The organism is Pseudomonas sp. GM41(2012) (assembly GCF_000282315.2).
Lineage (GTDB): Bacteria > Pseudomonadota > Gammaproteobacteria > Pseudomonadales > Pseudomonadaceae > Aquipseudomonas.
Genome location: NZ_AKJN02000006.1, coordinates 1,212,876 through 1,227,884 on the forward strand (window position 1 = coordinate 1,212,876; position 15,009 = coordinate 1,227,884).

General features: G+C 60.2%; 15 protein-coding genes. 9 read left to right on the plus strand and 6 right to left on the minus strand.

Going from position 1 to position 15,009, the window contains the following annotated elements; genetic code table 11:
• Nucleotides 1–191: 191 nt before the first annotated feature.
• Nucleotides 192–521: a hypothetical protein gene (locus PMI27_RS20460; protein WP_008151464.1), complete on the plus strand. Its 330-nt coding sequence runs from the start codon at nt 192–194 to the stop codon at nt 519–521.
• 124 nt (nt 522–645) lie between these two features.
• Nucleotides 646–948, plus strand: a complete 303-nt coding sequence (locus PMI27_RS20455) for a hypothetical protein (protein ID WP_008151467.1) — start codon at nt 646–648, stop codon at nt 946–948.
• Here PMI27_RS20455 and cynR read toward each other — a convergent pair.
• Nucleotides 934–1,839: a transcriptional regulator CynR gene (cynR, locus tag PMI27_RS20450; RefSeq protein ID WP_008151469.1), complete on the minus strand. Its 906-nt coding sequence runs from the start codon at nt 1,837–1,839 to the stop codon at nt 934–936. The two genes, PMI27_RS20455 and cynR, sit on opposite strands and share 15 nt — an antisense overlap.
• A gap of 124 nt (nt 1,840–1,963) precedes the next feature.
• Here cynR and cynS point away from each other — a divergent pair, with 124 nt between their 5' ends.
• Both cynS and PMI27_RS20440 read left to right on the plus strand, forming a co-directional pair.
• The gene (cynS, locus tag PMI27_RS20445; protein ID WP_008151471.1) at nt 1,964–2,431 is read left to right on the plus strand and encodes a cyanase; all 468 of its coding nucleotides are present in this window, start codon (nt 1,964–1,966) and stop codon (nt 2,429–2,431) included.
• A gap of 60 nt (nt 2,432–2,491) precedes the next feature.
• The gene (locus PMI27_RS20440; protein ID WP_008151474.1) at nt 2,492–3,154 is read left to right on the plus strand and encodes a carbonic anhydrase; all 663 of its coding nucleotides are present in this window, start codon (nt 2,492–2,494) and stop codon (nt 3,152–3,154) included.
• An 80-nt stretch (nt 3,155–3,234) separates the two neighbouring features.
• On the opposite strand, the gene PMI27_RS20435 is transcribed toward PMI27_RS20440, so the two are convergent.
• The gene (locus PMI27_RS20435; RefSeq protein WP_008151477.1) at nt 3,235–3,585 is read right to left on the minus strand and encodes a BON domain-containing protein; all 351 of its coding nucleotides are present in this window, start codon (nt 3,583–3,585) and stop codon (nt 3,235–3,237) included.
• A 167-nt stretch (nt 3,586–3,752) separates the two neighbouring features.
• On the minus strand, nt 3,753–5,255 hold the full coding sequence (locus PMI27_RS20430; protein ID WP_008151479.1) for an aldehyde dehydrogenase family protein: 1,503 nt from the start codon (nt 5,253–5,255) through the stop codon (nt 3,753–3,755).
• A gap of 166 nt (nt 5,256–5,421) precedes the next feature.
• Between PMI27_RS20430 and PMI27_RS20425 the strand changes: the two genes are divergently transcribed.
• Nucleotides 5,422–6,213, plus strand: a complete 792-nt coding sequence (locus PMI27_RS20425) for an N-acetylmuramidase domain-containing protein (protein WP_008151480.1) — start codon at nt 5,422–5,424, stop codon at nt 6,211–6,213.
• Nucleotide 6,214: 1 nt separating this feature from the next.
• On the opposite strand, the gene glsB is transcribed toward PMI27_RS20425, so the two are convergent.
• Nucleotides 6,215–7,123: a glutaminase B gene (gene glsB, locus PMI27_RS20420; protein ID WP_008151482.1), complete on the minus strand. Its 909-nt coding sequence runs from the start codon at nt 7,121–7,123 to the stop codon at nt 6,215–6,217.
• 362 nt (nt 7,124–7,485) lie between these two features.
• Here glsB and PMI27_RS20415 point away from each other — a divergent pair, with 362 nt between their 5' ends.
• The 3 genes from PMI27_RS20415 to PMI27_RS20405 all read left to right on the plus strand — a co-directional run bounded on the left by PMI27_RS20415 (nt 7,486) and on the right by PMI27_RS20405 (nt 9,081).
• Entirely contained in the window at nt 7,486–7,689 is a 204-nt protein-coding gene (locus PMI27_RS20415) for an HvfA family oxazolone/thioamide-modified RiPP metallophore (protein WP_008151484.1), read from the plus strand.
• A gap of 57 nt (nt 7,690–7,746) precedes the next feature.
• A complete protein-coding gene (locus PMI27_RS20410; RefSeq protein ID WP_008151486.1) occupies nt 7,747–8,262 on the plus strand; it encodes an HvfX family Cu-binding RiPP maturation protein in 516 nt (171 codons plus the stop codon).
• A 120-nt stretch (nt 8,263–8,382) separates the two neighbouring features.
• Nucleotides 8,383–9,081 (plus strand): dienelactone hydrolase family protein, encoded by a 699-nt coding sequence (locus PMI27_RS20405; RefSeq protein ID WP_008151488.1) that lies wholly within the window; start codon nt 8,383–8,385, stop codon nt 9,079–9,081.
• Between the two features lie 122 nt (nt 9,082–9,203).
• Here the strand turns inward: PMI27_RS20405 and PMI27_RS20400 are convergent, their stop codons facing one another.
• A complete protein-coding gene (locus PMI27_RS20400) occupies nt 9,204–10,178 on the minus strand; it encodes a nitrilase-related carbon-nitrogen hydrolase (RefSeq protein ID WP_008151490.1) in 975 nt (324 codons plus the stop codon).
• A 104-nt stretch (nt 10,179–10,282) separates the two neighbouring features.
• A complete protein-coding gene (locus tag PMI27_RS20395; RefSeq protein ID WP_008151492.1) occupies nt 10,283–11,215 on the minus strand; it encodes a GlxA family transcriptional regulator in 933 nt (310 codons plus the stop codon).
• A 126-nt stretch (nt 11,216–11,341) separates the two neighbouring features.
• On the opposite strand from PMI27_RS20395, the gene PMI27_RS20390 reads away from it, so the two are divergent.
• On the plus strand, nt 11,342–14,830 hold the full coding sequence (locus PMI27_RS20390; RefSeq protein ID WP_008151495.1) for a hypothetical protein: 3,489 nt from the start codon (nt 11,342–11,344) through the stop codon (nt 14,828–14,830).
• Nucleotides 14,831–15,009 lie beyond the last annotated feature (179 nt).

Below are 15,009 nucleotides of genomic sequence, written 5' to 3' on the forward strand. Positions count from 1 at the left end.
TGCTTCTCCTCGTTGTGACGCTATTGCGTAGCAGTTATTCAACACGACTACATGCAACAGACGCGGGACCCCGTCAATTTGGCGGCTGACCGCTGACGTCCTGGTTTCGGTGCCAGGGATCAACTAACCGATGGGCTACCTGTATTAGCGAATCAACTTTGAAAGATCACCAAATGGTCAAGGGGCTTACTATGAATCTGAACAATCAACCCACTATCGATGAACTGGCTCATCTGTTCGCTGCGCAAAAAGACAGCCATGACAGCCATATTCTGTGGATCAGCAAGTCGGGCCAGGTGCATATCGACTGCCTGTCGCCTCACGCCCATGAAGCGGAGTTCGACAAGAACAACCAGAACCTGCTCGCCCGACTGAAGATGTACCGTCGCGGCCAAGGCTATGTCGGCAAGAAAGCCGCGGCTGACAAGGACTTCATCGGTCATGTTCTGCAAACGCTGAAACAGGCGTGGGCCTCGATGCAGAACCAGAACGAAGTTCGGGTGATTGACCGGTTCTACTGATACCTCCACACCCCATCCATAAAAAGGCCCCGCTCGTCACATCGAGCGGGGCCTTTTTGTTTGTCTCGTACGCACCAAACAACGCTATTGTTAACCGTGTGCACTGGATCAATGGAGGTTTGTGATGAACATACAACTGACAGGCTTGCTGTTGCTCGTAATGGCCAGTGCTGCCCATGCAAACAGCATCACTGGCGTGCCGTTGTTCGATGCGGATTGCCCCGGCAAAATCATCGTCCACGCGGATCAGGACGGACCGGTGTTGATAAACAGCAAGGAAGCCGAGACCAAAGCCATCGACGATCGACGATTCGAAGCCAAGGGTTCTGGCGTCGTCATCTCGATCCTCCTCTCCGATGACGACTCGGTCACGGTGTCCTCCACGGGCAAGGCGCCCAATGGTGTCTGCCAATTAGTAGAGGACTGAGGTCGTCGACTCACCCGCAACCGCCCCCAACACCAGCTCCATAAACGCCACCGACGCTGCACTGTGATAGTTGTTTTTGCGTCGAAGCAGCGCGGCTCCTCTTTTGGGCGCCTCTCCCAACAACGGGATTTTGCGCAACGCCCGGTCCTCGGTGGCAATGGGCTCCGGAAGGATGGTGGCGATGGCCGTGTGCCGAATGACTTCCAGCAAGGTGCTCACCGAGTTGACTTCGATCACCACCTTCGGCGTGATCTGCTCCTGGGCAAAGTACTCATCAATGCGGGTGCGGGTCACGAAGTCCGGGGCCAGCAGCGCAAATTCCAGTTGCGCGACCTCTTGTGCGGACAATGCGACCTGGCTTTCGTATAACGGGTGATCGCGCCCCACCATAACGCCCAAGGTCTCGGTAAACGCCGGGATCGACTCGATGTCGGCATTTCTGACCTGGGTAAACGCGATGGCGATGTCCAGTGAGTCATCCACCAGCCCGGCCTCGATGTCATCCATCGACAGCTCGAAAATCTGCAGATGGATGTTCGGATACCGCGCCACGTAATCGCGCACCAGCGGCCCCACCAGGTACGCCATGAACGTTGGGGTCATGGCCAGTCGCAAGGTGCCGCGGGACAAATCCTTTACGTCATGCAGCGCACGTTTGCCTGCCTCCAGTTCCACCAGCACCCGACGAGCGCATTCGATGTAGGCCTCTCCCGCATCGGTGGGTTTGACCGTGCGCGAGGTTCGGTCGAACAGGCTCACGCCCAGGGTTTCTTCCAGTTGCCGGATCTGCTGGGACAGGGTCGGCTGCGAAACGTGAAGCGCCTCGGCGGCGCGGGTGAAACCGCCGTGGTCGGCGACCGCCAGCAAATAGCGCAAATGTCGGAGCAGCATTGGGAACCACCATCTATAGGCTGTGCTTATGCGCTGCATTGTATATCGGTCTTGGACGCTATGGGTCGATCGGCAGAAGATGGCTCCACACCCAAGCAACATCACTCCCGACAGGAGAATCACCATGCAACAGTCCCACGCTTACAACGACCCAAGCCTGGCCCTGACCACGTCGATCCTCGATGCAAAAGCGCGCAAGAACCTGTCCTGGCAGGACCTGACCGATGGCACCGGCCTCGGTCTGGCCTACGTCACCGCCGCCCTGCTCGGTCAGCACCCGCTGCCGGAAAGCGCCGCCAAAGTGATTGGCGAAAAACTGGACCTGGACGCCGACTCCGTGGCCCGTCTGCAGATCATCCCATTGCGCGGCAGCCTCTCGGGTGTCCCGACCGACCCGACCATCTACCGCTTCTACGAAATGATCCAGATTTACGGCACCACCCTGAAAGCCCTGGTTCATGAGCAATTCGGCGACGGCATCATCAGTGCGATCAACTTCAAGCTCGACATGAAGAAAGTCGAAGACCCGGAAGGCGGCTCCCGCGCGGTGATCACCCTCGACGGCAAGTTCCTGCCACTGCGTCCTTTTTAAGTGAATACCGGCCCGCACGGATGTGCGGGCCAAACCCGACTCACCCATGAGGACATCGCCATGAAAGCGCTCATCGAAGGTTTTTTGAAGTTTCAGAAAGACGCCTTTCCGCAACGCACCGACCTGTTCAAACACCTGGCCACCACCCAGCATCCGGGCACGTTGTTTATCACCTGTTCCGACAGCCGTGTAGTGCCGGAGCTGCTGACCCAACAGGAACCCGGTGAACTGTTTGTGATCCGCAACGCCGGCAACATCGTGCCCTCTTACAGCCCACACCCCGGCGGTGTGTCGGCCACGGTCGAATATGCGGTCGCGGTGCTCGGCGTCACCGACATTGTGATCTGCGGGCACTCGGACTGCGGCGCCATGACCGCTGTCGCCAAGTGCACATGCATGGACCACCTGCCCGCTGTCAGCGGCTGGTTGCAACACGCCGAGTCAGCGAAAGTCATCAACGAATCCCGCCCTCACGCCAATGAAGCGGCGAAGGTGAGTTCAATGGTTCGGGAGAATGTCATCGCGCAACTGGCCAATATCCAGACGCATCCGAGCGTGCGCCTGGCTCAGGAGAAAGGCCTGTTGAATTTGCATGGTTGGGTTTACGACATCGAGACCGGTTCGGTCGACGCACTGGATGCCAACAGCCACCGTTTTGTGGCGCTCGCCGAGTATCCGGACACCTGCGCCCTTCAAGCCCGATCCGTAGAAGCAGCAGCCTGAAGTGTGTATCCATTGGCAGATAGACGATCGACGCAGCGCTCCCCGCTCACGGGCGCGCTGCACTGACACGATCGACCGGGTTATTTATCGTCCATCTTTGTAGACGATTGAGGCCGGGTTTCAGGGGCCTCTTCCGCGTTGGGTGGTTCTGGAATACTGCCTGGCGTGAACACGTGAGTCAGCAAGTCTCTGGCATCGACATCGACGACCCCCTGAACCGAGCGGGTCAGAGCAACAGCCTGCTCACACTGTTTATGGGTGTTGACGCGGCCGCTCAATGCCACCGTGCCCCCATGGGTTTTGACATGGATTTGCAGGCCAAGGCTGGGTTCGGCCATTGCCAGGGCTGACTTCACCCTGGCGGTAATCCACGTGTCGTGAACGCCCCTTTCCAGATCATGAGAGTATTGTTGGAAGGAATGAAGTTTCATGGTGTAACCCTCTCTCCGTCATCAGATGCACTGCCCGTCCATTGGCTGTGCAGCCTTGACGCTCAGGCGAGCGTTATGGACATCTGATTCGTTTTGGAGTGCTCGCCACGCCCCTACGGACGCACATTAAGTATAGTGCGGCCGTTGACCGGGGTCGTGGTGCTGGATCAGCGTTTGACCGACAGATCCGTCTGGGTCATGCGACTGCGGATCGTGAACACCCCATCTCCCGAGAGAATCGCGCTGCGAGCAAACAGGCGGCCGCTCTCCCAGTTCGAAAGCCCCAGTTCCGGCTTGTTCAGCGCGTACTGTCCGTCGACCCAGCGGGTAATCCCGTTGCCGACAAAAGGTGCGTTGACCGCGTTGTAGAAGCGTTCCTGAGCCGCGGCATCTTCACTGATCAGCGACACGGTGAACTGCGGGCTGTAGCGATTGAACAACGCGATGGCGCTGTCCAGGTCATCGACAATCTTCAGGCTGACTTCAGGGGTTTCTTCCCATTCCCACTCGCGGCCCAACTGATCCTCGGGCAGCGGTTCGGCCAACGCTTCGGTTTGATAGCCTTCGGCGCGGTACACCTCAACGCTGGCGGTCTGCCAATCGGTCGGCAAGTACGACTCGCTACCCTCGACGATGTGCAATTTGCAGCCCTGCCCGCGTGCGGTGCCGGCCTGTTGCAACGCGTCGAGGAACAGCGGCAGCAGTTCTGCGACACGGTCACGGTGAATCAGGCAGACGTTCATCGTGTTGCAGACTTTGCGATCCAGCGAGTTGCGCACTACAGCGGCAAAGCGCGGGGCATCGGCGTTCTTGTCGGCGATCAGCCAGGCACCCCCGGTGCCGTGCAGGCTGACGGCGGTGCCGGCCTGTTGGGCGATGCTGCCCAATTGACTGACGGCACGACCTGAACCACGGGCCACCGCCAGCGACAGGCGTCGGTCGGCGAACATCGCCCAGCCGGCCGCGTGATTGACGCTTTCCACCAGCGACACCGCGCCGGTCGGCAACCCGGCGTCACTCAGTGCCGGATTCAACGCGTGGGTGACGATGGCTTGCGCCGTGCCCAACGCATCGCTGCCAATGCGCAGCACCGCGGTGTTACCCGTGCGCAACACACCGGCGGCGTCGGCAAAGACGTTCGGCCGGCCTTCGAAGACGAACGCGACGATGCCCAGCGGCGAGACCACTTGCTCTACTTTCCAGCCGTCATGCTCGATGCAACTGACCACTTTGCCGCGCGTGGCGGACGCATCGCGCCAGGCCCTGAGGCCGGCGATCATGTCGCGGCGCATGCGTTCATCCGCCAGAAGCCGCGTGGTGGAGCGTCCGCGGGCCTTGGCCCGCTCGATGTCGGCCAGGTTAGCGGCTTCGATCAAGGCCCAGCAGGCAGGGTCTTCCAGGCGTTGGGCGAAGCGATCAAAGAACTCGCTGATGGCTTGATCGGAGACCGCGGACATTGCGCTGAAGGCCGCATCGGCACGCTCGATTGCAATGGCCGCCGCTTGCTGGTCGGCCACCGGGATCTGCAACAATTCGCCGCTGACCTGCTCCACCAGCAAATGGTCCCCGGGCTGAAAGCGCGCGGCCAATTCGGGGCTGACCACAGTGACACGGTTACCAGCGAAAGGGATCGGCGTGCCAGCGACTAGACGTTCGAGCGCAAGAGACATGAAGCGGTTTCACCATGCAATGGGCGGCCGGAAAATGTATAGGAAAATCCCTGGAGCGTCATTAACCGCACGCCTGACCGGTGATCGAAAACCCGGCGGCCCTGCACCCGGTCCTCCTACGCTGAAAGAGATACATCAGCGTTTCCTGTTTTCCAAGGAGGCCGTCATGAGCGATGAATTCACAAGCCATGGAGCGGCCCTGGACGATGAAGGTCTGGCGCAGGCGCTGGACCTTGCCAAAGTCAGTGCCGCGCAACTCTGGGCCGTTTTGGCAGTAGAAACCTCCGGCAACGGGTTCTATCCCGATCGCCGTCCGAAAATCCTTTACGAGCGCCACGTCTTCAGTCGGCTGACCCACCAGAAGTTTGACGCGCAACACCCGGATATCAGCAGCAAAGCCCCCGGCAACTACGGTGCAACGGGGCCGCATCAGTATGACCGTTTGAACCTGGCCGTCGGCCTGAACAGGAACGCAGCCTTGCAAAGTACCTCTTGGGGGCTGGGGCAGATCATGGGATTCAATTTTGCGCAGACCCGTTCGGCGGATGTCGAGACGATGATCAGCCGAATGGTCGAGTCCGAAAACCAACAACTGCTGTGCACCGTTGGCACGTTGATCGAAGGCGGCTCAGTCGCGGCATTACGGGCCAAGGACTGGGCCAACTTTGCACGCCGCTACAACGGCCCCAACTACGCAATCAATAACTACGACGTGCGGCTCAGCGCGGCGTATCAGAAGTTCTCCTATGGCGGGACGCCGGACCTGAGAATCCGTATGGCGCAAACCTACTTGACGTATCTGGGCTGGCATCCCGGCCCCGTCGACGGCATCGTCGGCAAACAGACCCGGGATGCGATGAATCTGTTTCAGGCACAAGAACACCTGAATATCACCACAGTGCTGGACGATGAAACGCTGGCGTGTTTGCGCAGCCGGGTCGAAGCGTTGCCGCTCTGACCTAGAACACCGACCAGCCAATCCGCTGACTCAGCAACTCCAGCGCGGCCATGCCCGCGAGGGAGTTGCCGGCGGTGTTCAATTCCGGCGACCAGACGCACACCGTGAATTGCCCCGGCACCACCGCAACAATCCCTCCGCCCACGCCGCTCTTGCCGGGCAAGCCGACGCGATAGGCAAAGTTGCCGGCTTCATCGTAGAGGCCGCTGGTGGCCATGATCGAGTTGACTTGCTGGGTCTGGCGGGCGGTGAGGATCTGCTCGCCGCTGTGCTTGCAGAAGCCGTCATTGGCCAGAAAACAGAACGCCCGCGCCAGATCCACGCAGCTCATGCGCAGCGCGCAATGGCTGAAGTAACTGCGCAACACCGCTTCGACGTCGTTGTGGAAATTGCCGAACGACTGCATCAGATAGGCCATCGCAGCGTTGCGCGCGCGGTGCTGGTATTCGGACTCGGCGACCTTGCCGTCCACCATGACTTGCGGGTTGCCGGACAGTCGACGGACAAAGTCGCGCATCGACAGTGCCGGCGCGGCAAAGCGTGACTGGTTGATGTCGCAGATCACCAGCGCACCGGCATTGATGAAGGGATTGCGCGGGCGCCCACGCTCGAATTCCAGTTGCACCAGCGAATTGAACGGTTGGCCGGAAGGCTCGTGACCCAGGCGCTGCCAAATGGCTTCGCCGGAGTGCTCGATGGCCTGCACCAGGCTGAACACCTTGGAAATACTCTGTACCGAGAACAGCGTATGGGCATCGCCGGCGCAATACAGTTCGCCGTCATTGCCGTACACCGCGATGCCCAGTTGATCGGCCGGCACCGTACCGAGGGCGGGAATGTAGTCAGCCACCTTGCCCTGGCCGATCAGGGGACGAACTGCGTCAAGGATCTCGTTCAACAGCGCTTGCATGCCGGGTTCCGAAGTCTCGCCCCATGGGATTGCGGGGACACAGACGCTAGACGCCGGTGGTCAGTGCTGGATCACACAATCTTAAAAACACCGCTGTCCCTGTGGGAGCGAGCCTGCTCGCGATAGCGGTGTGTCAGTCAACATCATTGTTAAATGACACACCGCTATCGCGAGCAGGCTCACTCCCACAAGAGATCAGTGGTTTACGTATCACAATGTGTACAGCGCCCCTTCCGACACACCCCGTCCCTAAAACCCCACGCCAAAGACACATCGCAGATACACCTGCTTGATGAACTGTGCCTGTCGATTGGCCACGCCGATCAAAGCGCTCAACTCACTCAATGCTACGGAGTATCACCATGTTCAAGCTCTCGACTTCTTCCTTGACCCTCGGCCTGATCATCGCTGGCGGCCTGGCCTTGTCCAACGTGGCTTCTGCCTCTGAGTCCGAGGCGTTCAGCATGAAACAACTGGCCCACGGCTACAGCCAGGTCCAGGCCGACTCGGCAGAAAAACCGGCGGAAGGTAAATGTGGCGAAGGCAAGTGCGGCGCCAGCGAGTAACCCTTTACATGGGGCACCGCTGTGCCCCTCCTCCCTGACTGAACGGAGATCAAGCCCATGACCACCTCACTCTCATCGGCCGTCAAAGGCCTGCACCTGAACCTTGACCGTGCCGGTAGCTGGATTGCGCCGCTGACCCTGCGGGTGTTCCTCGCCTGGGAGTTCTTCGAATCAGGCCTGGAAAAATTCAATGGCGAAAACTGGTTCGCCGATATTCAGGACAGCTTCCCGTTCCCCTTCAACCATGTGCCAGCCACGCTGAACTGGGAACTGTCGATGTGGGCCGAACTGATCTGCGCCCTGGCCATACTGGTCGGCCTGGGGACGCGGATCTCGGCGATCATTTTGATCGTGGTCACCGTCGTCGCGACCGCCGCCGTTCACTGGCCGGCCGATTGGTCTACATTGAGTGAGCTTGCTCAGGGTTACGCCATCAGCAACAAGGGTCACGGCAACTTCAAACTGCCGCTGATCTACCTCGCGGCCTTTATGCCGCTGTTGCTCTCGGGCGCCGGCAAGCTCAGCCTCGATGCGCTGCTGGCTCGAGTCTTCTGGCGTCGCGATAACCGCTGAAGGGTATTTGCAGTGGACGGTTTCGCCGAATGATGGAAACGTATGCAGGCGATGCCAAGCTTCAAGACCACACAGCCCCAGTAACCTTCACCCCACTCACTTGTGTAGACAGGAGCCACCATGAGCGTGACCACCCAATGGATCGAGATCAACAGCGCCGACGGTAAATTCGGCGCTTACCTGGCGATTCCGCACACCCGCAAAGGCCCGGGGATCGTGTTGATCCAGGAAATTTTCGGCGTGAATGAACACATCCGCTCGGTCGCCGAACAATACGCTGCCGACGGTTATCTGGTGATTGCACCGGACCTGTTCTGGCGCAGCGGCCACCGCATAGAACTGGGTTACGACGAGGCCGGCTGGAAACGCGCCGTCGAGTTGATGAACGCCACCGACGTCGGCAAGGCACAGGCCGACATCGAACTGGCCATCGACGCCTTGAAAGCCCAGCCGGGTCTGGATGGCGGGATCGCTTCGATTGGTTACTGCTTCGGCGGTCTGCTCTCCTACCACACCGCCGCCAATGGGCTGGTGGACGTGGCCATCGCCTATTACGGCGGCGGCATCCAGAATCATCTGGACCGAGCCGATGAAATCGAAGTGCCGCTGCTGATGCACTTCGGTGAACAGGACAGCCACATCCCTCTGGAAGCCGTGGAGAAAATCGCCGAGCGTTTCGATACCAACGATAACGTCGAAATTGTCGTGTACCCGGAGGCCGAACATGGCTTCAACTGCTCGCATCGCGACAGCTACAACCAACGCGCAGCGGCTGAGGCCCATGGCAATACGTTGATCTTTTTGGGTCAGGAACTGTAAGACCAGAGTTTTTTCGCGCCTGTAATGGCCTCATCGCGGGCAAGCCATGCTCCTACAAGGGCAATGCATTCCCCTGTAGGAGCATGGCTTGCCCGCGATGGGGTCGACACGGTCTCAGCCGCTTAACGACTGGTTTCTTCTACCACCTCGTTCACCATCAACGTCGGATGAGCACTGCGTTCATGCACATGGCTCGTCGGTGTGCGATCAATCAGCAGGCTCAGCAGTTCCGGGCGGCTGTAGTGACCGCGCGAATCCATCATGCGTTTACGCTTATCGATCAGTCCCATGTCGAGGTCGACGATCACCTCGCCTTCGCCTTCGGTCAGCGAGCCCTGCACTACGCCGTCCGGGCTGATGATCGCGGTGAAGCAGCCACCGGAAATCGGGCCGATGGGGCAACCGGTGTCGGCCATGATTTGCGCCTGTTGTTCAGGGTTCAGCCAGGCGGTGGAGTTGACCACGAAGCAGGCCGCCTCCAATGCATGCTGGCGGACGCTGACTTCCATTTGTGAAGCGAACAAAGGCCCCGCAAACGATCCTGGATACATCGCCGCATGGATCTGTTCGCCATCGGCCATCAAGGCGTAACGGGCCAGCGGGTTGTAATGTTCCCAGCACGCCAACTGGCCGATGCGCCCTACCGCGCTGTCGGTGGCGCGCAGGCCTGAGCCGTCGCCCATGCCCCAGATCATGCGCTCGTGATAGGTCGGGGAAATCTTGCGCCGATGCTGAATCAGGGTGCCGTCGGCATCGAACAACAACTGCGTGTTGTACAGCGTACCGCCGTCACGTTCGTTAACGCCGATTGAAACCACCATGCCGGCCTGTCTGGCAGCGGCGCCGATGGCCTCGGTGGCAGCCGAAGGGACAGTGACGGCCTGATCCAGCAGTTTGAGGTGTTCAGCCGCCATTTCGAAAGGCGACTGAACGAACGAGAAGTACGGGTAGTAAGGCACGATGGTTTCCGGGAACACGGCGAACTGCACGCCCTGCTCGCCGAGTTCGAGAATCTTCTGCACCACTTTGTCGACGGTGCCTTCACGACTGTAAAGAACGGGGCTGATTTGTACGGCGGCGGCTTTTACGAGGGTCATGGCGGTGATCTCATTGAGGGAGTGGACTTCAACGAGATCAAAATTACGCTAATAATATTTAGGCCGAAATGTCGAATACACCACCTTTTAGGACATCCCGAGCATCACCCGCGATTGGCGCGTTGAATGACCTGTGGTGGCTGGCCAAATGCACGGATAAACGCCCGACGCATCCGCTCCCGATCGCCAAAACCGGTATCGGTTGCCACTACATCGATCGGGTGCCGGCCGGTTTCCATCATCAGGCGCGCCGCCTCCACCCGCAGGTTTTCGATGGCCTTGGCCGGTGATTGCCCGGTTTCGGCATGGAACACACGACTGAATTGCCGAGGGCTGAGATTGGCGGCGCTGGCCAGTTCCTCGACTGACAGCGCGGACTTCAGGTTCTGCTTGGCATAGGCCAATGCGGCCTGGATGCGATCAGTCTTGGGCTCGAGTTCGAGCATTACCGAAAATTGCGACTGCCCTCCCGCGCGCCGGTGGTACACCACCAATTGCCGGGCCACCCGCCGCGCCACTTCCGCGCCCAGATCCTTTTCCACCAGTGCCAGCGCCAGATCGACACAAGCGCTCATGCCCGCGGCTGTCCAGATGTTGCCGTCGTTGATGAAGATCCGGTCTTCCTCGACCTTCACCTTCGGGTACGCCTTCTGCAGCGACGGGGCATGGCACCAGTGCGTGGTCGCGCGCCGGCCATCCAGCAAACCGGCCTCGGCTAGCGCAATGGCGCCGGTGCAGATCGAGCCCAGACGCCGGGTGGTCCGGCTGGCGTTGCGCAAAAACGCCACCATGCCTGGTGATACCGGACGGATCAGGTTGTCGCCCATCACCAACAGCGTGTCGAACGAGCGCTGGTCGAACGCCGTAGTTTCCACGCCAAACCCGGCGGAGGTCTGCACCGTACCGCCGCGCTCGGACAGCAAGGCAATGTTGTACGCCGGTTCGGCGGTGGCCATGTTGGCCAACTCGAACGTGGCGCACATGGCCAGGCCCAACACCTGAAACCCGGGGTAAACGATGAGTCCGATTGTGTGCATGGCGGCGGCTTCTTTTGACCTTAAAGGTGGCATGACTGATTTTACCGCCACTGACTTTGCACTCAACCCTGTTATTGGGTCTATACATAACTGTAATCAGTTGGCCGAGAACAAGAGGCACAGGCCATGGACAACAAGGGTTCTGGCACTAACCTGGCCTTCTGGCTGCCAGGCAGTGCGGTCATCCTGAGTCTGGTGGTATCGATGTTCGCCCTCAACCGCGAACCGTTCCTTGAACCGCGGCCGATCGGTGCACAGTTCCAGGCGCAACTGCCCATCGAAGCCCGGTTATGGCAAGACCCTTTTGACGCGGTCGAGCGTTATCGCAAGAAGCTCACCGACAGCAAGAACCCGGATGCCGAGCATGTCTGCAGCCCGGATCTTTCTCCCCTGGCCGGCGACAAACCGGCGCCGGACATCATGGTGGCGCTGGTCGAAGGCGGCCCTTACGCCGACGAGGTCGAACGGCGCCGGCGCATTCGTTATGCGCTGCTGGCAGGGTTCAAGAATTCCCACCGGGTGCCGGATCAGGAGCAATACATCCATTGCTTGAGACTCGCCGCCAACCTGTCGCTGGAGGCCCCGCAGAAAACCGGTTTCGTCGACGCGCCCTATGAAGTGTTCGTCTCCAACCCCTTCGATCCACCGACAGCCCTTGAAGGCGCGCCACCACCGCCTGACCGAACGATCGTGTTCTGGTTCAAACAGGACGTGCTCGGCTCGACCCCGCTGCAATCGCTCGAAACGCTACGCCAGACCCTGAAAAATAAAATCGCTGTGGCATGCGCTCCAAAACCGTGTGCCGAGCCACCCGACACGGCTGTCCTGAAGGTCATCGGCCCCTCAACCTCAACCGTCCTGCGCGACATGTTCCAGGACCAGGACATCGGCCAGGCCACGCCGAAGGTCGAAATCTACTCACCACTGGCCACGGCCGATAACGAGACGCTGGATCGCGGGTACCCGAAGCTGTCGCCGCCGCTTGCGAGCAGACAATCCATGAAGTTGCTGCGCACCGTTAGCGACGACGGCACCATGACGCAACTGATGTTGGAGGAGCTGAAGTTGCGCCGCGTGGACCCGGCCACAGGCGTGCGTTGCAGCGAAGGCAAGCTGCGACGGATCGGCTCACCGTGCACCCGCGACCTGCGCCGCAGCGGTCACCGTATCGCTCTAATTTCCGAGTGGGACAGTTTCTACAGCCGCGCCCTGATCGAAAGCTTCAAGACACAGGTGGCCAGGGATGCCCACCTGGGCAGCGACGAAAAAAACCATAGGGATGTGGTCGATCAGTGGATTTTGCGCTTCAGCTATTTACGCGGCCTGGACGGACGCCTCCCGGAAGAGTCCGCGAGCAACGACAAGAGCGCCAGTTCCGATCCCGGTAAAAACAAAGACCCCACCCAACTTGATCTCAGTCCGTTGGAGAAATCCGACGGCAACTCCCAGCTCGACTACTTGCGGCGCCTCGCCGACCATATCGCCAACGAGGACGCGGCCTATCGACGCAACGGCGAAAGCGGCATCGGCGCGATTGGCGTACTGGGCGTCGATGCCTACGACAAGCTCCTGGTGCTGCAAGCGCTGAAGAGCCGGATGCCATACAAACTGTACTTTTCCACCGACCTCGATGCCCGCATGTTGCAACGGGGCCAGGCGCAAACCACGCGCAACCTGATACTCGCCGCCCCCTACGGACTCACCCTGACCCGCGCGCTGCAACAGGACGTGCCACCGTTTCGCGACAGCCTGCAAAGTGCGGTGTTCATCTCGGTGCTGGCGGCACTGGCGCCGCAATCCTTCGACGCCAAGCGCGCGAAGTTCGACTATTCCAAATCGGAGCTGCTGTCGCCGGGCATCTATGAAGTGGGGATCAGCGGCTTCATTCCCTTGGCGAGCCGGCTGACCGCCTCACGCCCGGCAAGCTGCGAGGCACCGACACAATCGCAGTCGGAACGAGGCGTACGTCCGCACGACCTGATGGCGCTGCGCTGCCTCCAAGACCCCTCGCCACCGCCCTACCCTGAACCCCAAAAATCAATTCGCGACCGCTTCAAGCAAGCCCAATCCTTCTTCTGGGCAGGGCCACTGACGATCACCCTGCTGATACTCGGCGGGTTCATCGTCTGGTGGCGGATCGAGGGCCCGAAAGATGACCATGACGCACGGCTGGCCTGGGTGCGCGGCGTGCCGATGACGCTGTTTATGGTGGCGGCAGCCTGCGCATTCATCGCCACGCGGTTCTGGCATGCGGAGTTTCTCTGGTTCACCTTCGTGCTGATATTGCTTGGGATCATTTCCTCGAACCTGACCCGGCGCTCCGCGAGGCAACTGGCGATGGCCAAGGACTCGACAGCCAGCATGAGCACGGGCTTATACGACTCCCGGGCGTGGTACATCGTGGTCCCCCTCGTCATGTTCATCCTCGCACTGATGTTGGCGTACCAGATGCGCAGCACATTGACGGAGAACGGACTGGGTGAGCCGATGTTCCTGTTTGAAGGCATCAGTGCCTGGCCCACCGTGGCACTGCGGCTGCTGGCTGTGCTGATCTCCCTCTCGGCACTGGCCTGGGGCTGGCGCAACCTGCGCATCAACCGGACCGAGATCGAAGCCACATTCCATTTGCGCCTGCACATGCGCAAGTACGAGATGACCTTGTGGGGACAGGTTCGGCGCTTGATTCGCCGGGGCAAGGGCTGGACATTGCGTCGTTGGTGCAACGAGCTGGGGCACTGCCTGCTGAGGATTTTCTTCCCGTTGCTGACCGCCAGCGAAGATTGGTCAACGTCCTGCGCACCGGCACAGGCCGCTTGCACGGACGGGCGCAAGATGATCGTGATTGCTCGCTTCTGGGGTGAGCACTGCGTCTGCGGCTCCTTCGGCGCCCGAATGCTGCGGGCCATGCTCGCCACCTGGGTTTACGTCGTGATCACCAGCGTGCTGTTTGTCATCTGGCCCATGGAGGGCATGCCCGTTCGCGGCGCATCGATGTGGTGGATGATGAGTTGGCTGATCCCCACCCTGACGTTCCAGGTGCTGGTGTTCTGGGTCATGGATGCCAACCTGCTGCTGACGCGATTCATCCGCCATCTCAGCGAACATCATGCGATCTGGCCAGGCACCTTGCAGATGGAGCACAAGAAGACCTTCGGCATGCTCCGGCACCCGTGCATCGACGAGTGGATGGATTTGCAGCTGATTGCCAAGCGCACCTCGGCCGTTAACCGCCTGATCTATGCGCCGACGGTGGTCATGTTGATCCTGTTCGCATCGCGCAGCAGCCTGTTCGATAACTGGCCGACACCGCCCAGCCTGATCATTTCCTACCTGCTGACGGCGCTGGTGCTGCTGGTCTCCGCGCTGTCGATGCGCCGTGCCGCGGAAAAATCCCGCACGCTTGCACTGCAACGACTTGACGCCTACCTGCTGCAAACACCTGAAACGACGCCTTGCTACAGCAAGTTCAAGATGATCCGCGAGCGGGTCGCGACGCTCAGTAGCGGCGCGTTCTCACGCTACGCTGAAGACCCGCTGATCCGGGCGCTGCTGCTGTCGCTGACCGGCATCGGCGGCTCGGCCATTGTCGATGCGTTGAACTATGCGAAGTTCTAGCAGCCACGGGTAAAGCGGCAACGAACACAACCCTGTGGCGAGGGGGCTTGTCGGACCGCCGCATCGCCCCGTTGGGTCGCGAAGCGGCCCCCAGTGTTCCTTCAGACAAATCGAGCTGTCCGGATTTACGGCTGCTGCGCAACCGAACGGGGCGATGCGGCGTTCCGACAAGCCCCCTC